Source organism: Desulfitobacterium sp., from assembly GCF_034927245.1.
GTDB lineage: Bacteria > Bacillota > Desulfitobacteriia > Desulfitobacteriales > Desulfitobacteriaceae > Desulfitobacterium_A.
Window position 1 is genome coordinate 1 of sequence record NZ_JAYFQK010000035.1, and the last position, 3,281, is coordinate 3,281.

Consider the following 3,281-nt stretch of genomic DNA (forward strand, 5'->3'; position numbering starts at 1 on the left):
ACACCCGGCTTAGGGATCTCATGATAGCGCCATTTTCCGTAGTTTTCGAGAATCACCGGGGGAAGCATATCTTTATAATACACAGGTCCCTGATCTGTTTTAGCCATCTTAAATCCACCTCTCCGTTGTTCTATTTATTGAGCTCGTCTTCCGGCCAGAAGACATAAGGGTTCGACCGTGGGCGATAAACCATTTGCGGTACTGCCGGCAAATCAACAGCAGCCAGGAATTTGCTCATACCAATACGATAGATGGTTTCACCAATTCTTTCACGCGTCTTACCGTTTTCATCCCACCATTCCCAGATCCGTCCGAGGAGGTCTTTGAACTCGGTATAGTCGTCTTCCATTTTTATGAATGGAATGATAACCCAGCCCATGAATGCGGATTGAACAATCGTTGATTTTCCGCCGATAAGGATGGAGGCGCCCTTTTCTTTACCCGGTTTGATGGCCTTCGGCATTTCATTGATACAATGCATGCAGCGTGAGCACTCTTCGGGAACAACGCTCAATTCTTTCTTTTCAGCGTCATAGTTCAGCGCTTTGGTCGGGCAAAGGTCGCAGACTTCGCCTTGAATATCCATTCCCGCTTCGGCATAGGCTTTGACTTCGGCCGGATCAATCTGTAAAGAGTCACGCCAGGTTCCGATCACCGCAAAGTCGGAGCGAGCAATGGCTGCCACACAGTCATTCGCGCAGCCGGAGAATTTAATTTTAGATTTATAAGGCCACATCGGGCGGTGTAACTCATCTTGGAATTCATTCGTGATGTTGTAGCAAGCATCCAGGGTATCATAGCAAGCATGTTCGCAACGCGCAGGACCGCAGCAGCAGCTTGGAGATCTCAAGTCAGAACCCGAACCGCCCAAGTCCATGCCGGCTTCGCTTAAATCATCAAAAGTGGGTTGTAACTCTTCGGTTACAGTTCCGAGCAAAACGGCGTCCCCGGTGGCTCCGTGGAAGTTCATAAGTCCGCTTCCGCGTTTTTCCCAAATATCACAGATCGTACGGAGTGTCTTAGTATTATAAAACCAAGCACTAGGGGAGTTGACCCGGACAGTATGGAAAGCCTGCAAGTGTGGGTATTCCTCAGGCAAATCGGTGTAACGGCCGATAACACCGCCGCCGTAACCTTTTACACCCACGATTCCACCGTGTTTCCAGTGTCCTCTCTTATCCTCATAGGATCTTTCCAAGAGTTGAAGCAATTCTTTCGATGCTTCGTTCCTAACAGCAGCTTTCTTAATTTCCGTCACAAAACTAGGCCATTGTCCTTTTTCCAACTCGTCTAGTTGTGGCGTCTTCTTTTCAGTCATGGTACAACCTCCATCCTTTGAAATTTTAGATTTTACATCTCCGTAATGGATACAGCACCTGTTGGGCATACCGTAATGCAACTTTCACAGCCCATGCAATCAGTTTCATCACCAACAACTTCTGTCTTCTCGCCATTGAATTTGAGAAGGTGTGCAGGACACCCCTCTGCGCACGCATTGCATCCGGAGCATTGATCAGGATCAATACTCACAATGAACATTTTGTACCACCTCCTTTAAATGCCCGATTTTTAGCAACTCCAGTATGATGTGAATGATTAAACTGATTTGTAATAATAAGTTTGTTCTTGTACCCATTTGAACATATCTATATTAATATTCTACTCCTATTTGATTCTTGTGCAAATATTAATACACTATGGTACAATAGGGTTACTTAATATGTTAATTTCTGGTTACTTGTCGAATATGTCTATGTTGTTGTGAAAAATAAAAATAGTCCGTACCATGTCAAAAAAATGTGGTACGGACATATCTTTTTAGTGGAAAATTTTATGCTATATGAGGCTATGGACAATTCCAGTAAACTTGAATTTGTGTTTTACCTTAGCCCCTTTGAAATCCTCGTCTAAGAGTCTAAAAACTATTTAAAATCTTAACCCATTTATATTTATTCTTATTCTTAAATGTTATTTGTCTTTATCCACTCTTTTATGGCCTGATTTCGCGAGAAGTATAAATAGAACTCCTAAGATTATCCAAGTTATACCTATTGAAAAATTATTTAATACGAGTTTATATATTCCTGCCCCTGCAAAAGCAAGACCAGCGAAAAGATACCATAAATTCATCATAGCTTCCACCTTTCACACGAGGGTTTATTTTACTTTTCAATCGTAAAGAATTAGATTTCCGCAGCCTCTGGACATGTCTCATATTACCATGAATAGACTTTTCATTCTAGATCATTTCAAGATTGCTAAGATGTTTTCCCGCAGGTAAGAACGAAGAGACCGTCTTCAACAGACGATCCCTTCGTTCTTACCTGGCGATACGAAAGGCGGATGAGCCTTTCGCCCCACGGCCTCCTCTGACGAACACTCCTGCCGTGGGGATACTACTTTCCCAGGACTCTGCAGTCCAAGTAAGGCAGTGCCTCTTAGAATGCGTCTATCGCCATGGCACCTGCCCCGAAAACCATTCACTGGATGGTTTTCGTATCGGCCCTGGAGTCTTAACTTCCGTGTTCGAGATACGAAACAGTCCGGTGGACTGTTTCGACCAAGCCGCACGCCCCATAGGATTCCTTACCGGCGCAGGATCGAACGGGTGGAACCGACTTCGAAGGATTGCTAAACTGTTTTTGCGCAGCAAAAAGCAAAGAGACCGTCTTTAACAGACGATCCCTTCGTTCTACCTGGCGATGACCTACTTTCCCGGGACTCTTCAGTCCAAGTATCATCGGCCCTGGAGGTCTTAACTTCCGTGTTCGAGATGGGAACGGGTGGAACCCCTCCGGCATTATCACCAGATCCAACTCGCTGTTCGAGAATCGATATTCGACATTCGAACTTGAGTCTTCTTTTTAGTTTTTGAGAGTGTTCTCTCAAAACTACACAGATTTTGTCTCCATTAAGTCTCTTCGATTCTCTCTAACTTCGTTTGAGCCCCGTTAGAGTTACCTTCATCGTGGCTGAGGTCTCCTTTCTCTCCCGTCATCCTTTCGAATCACGAATTTCGAACTTCGAACCTCGTATTAGGTCAAGCCCTCGACCGATTAGTACCCGTCCGCTCCACACGTCACCGCGCTTCCACTTCGGGCCTATCTACCTGATCTTCTTTCAGGGGTCTTACTAGCTTTCGCTATGGGAAATCTCATCTCGAGGTTGGCTTCGCGCTTAGATGCTTTCAGCGCTTATCCTCTCCGGATATAGCTACCCAGCTGTGCCTCTGGCGAGACAACTGGTACACCAGTGATCCGTCCATCCCGGTCCTCTCGTAC

Annotated in this window: 2 protein-coding genes, 2 rRNA genes and 1 pseudogene; all 5 read right to left on the bottom strand. The window is 45.3% G+C overall.

All coding sequences use genetic code 11. The features are described from left to right. Positions 1-107, bottom strand: a pseudogene (locus VB077_RS08970) (sulfite reductase, dissimilatory-type beta subunit); the annotation flags it as partial. A 23-nt stretch (positions 108-130) separates the two neighbouring features. Then, the gene (dsrA, locus tag VB077_RS08975) at positions 131-1,318 is read right to left on the bottom strand and encodes a dissimilatory-type sulfite reductase subunit alpha (RefSeq protein ID WP_323414889.1); all 1,188 of its coding nucleotides are present in this window, start codon (positions 1,316-1,318) and stop codon (positions 131-133) included. Between the two features lie 32 nt (positions 1,319-1,350). Next, positions 1,351-1,539 carry an ATP-binding protein gene (locus tag VB077_RS08980; protein ID WP_323414890.1) on the bottom strand — a complete coding sequence of 63 codons (189 nt, stop codon included), beginning with the start codon at positions 1,537-1,539 and terminating at the stop codon, positions 1,351-1,353. 1,155 nt (positions 1,540-2,694) lie between these two features. Beyond that, a 5S ribosomal RNA gene (gene rrf / locus VB077_RS08985) occupies positions 2,695-2,811 on the bottom strand. A gap of 225 nt (positions 2,812-3,036) precedes the next feature. Then, positions 3,037-3,281, bottom strand: a 23S ribosomal RNA gene (locus tag VB077_RS08990); the annotation flags it as partial.

What these genes read in the sequence shown, in the direction of transcription:
- dsrA (WP_323414889.1), bottom strand. Translation starts at nt 1,318, where the DNA reads ATGACTGAAAAGAAGACGCCACAACTAGACGAGTTGGAAAAAGGACAA.
- VB077_RS08980 (WP_323414890.1), bottom strand. Translation starts at nt 1,539, where the DNA reads ATGTTCATTGTGAGTATTGATCCTGATCAATGCTCCGGATGCAATGCG.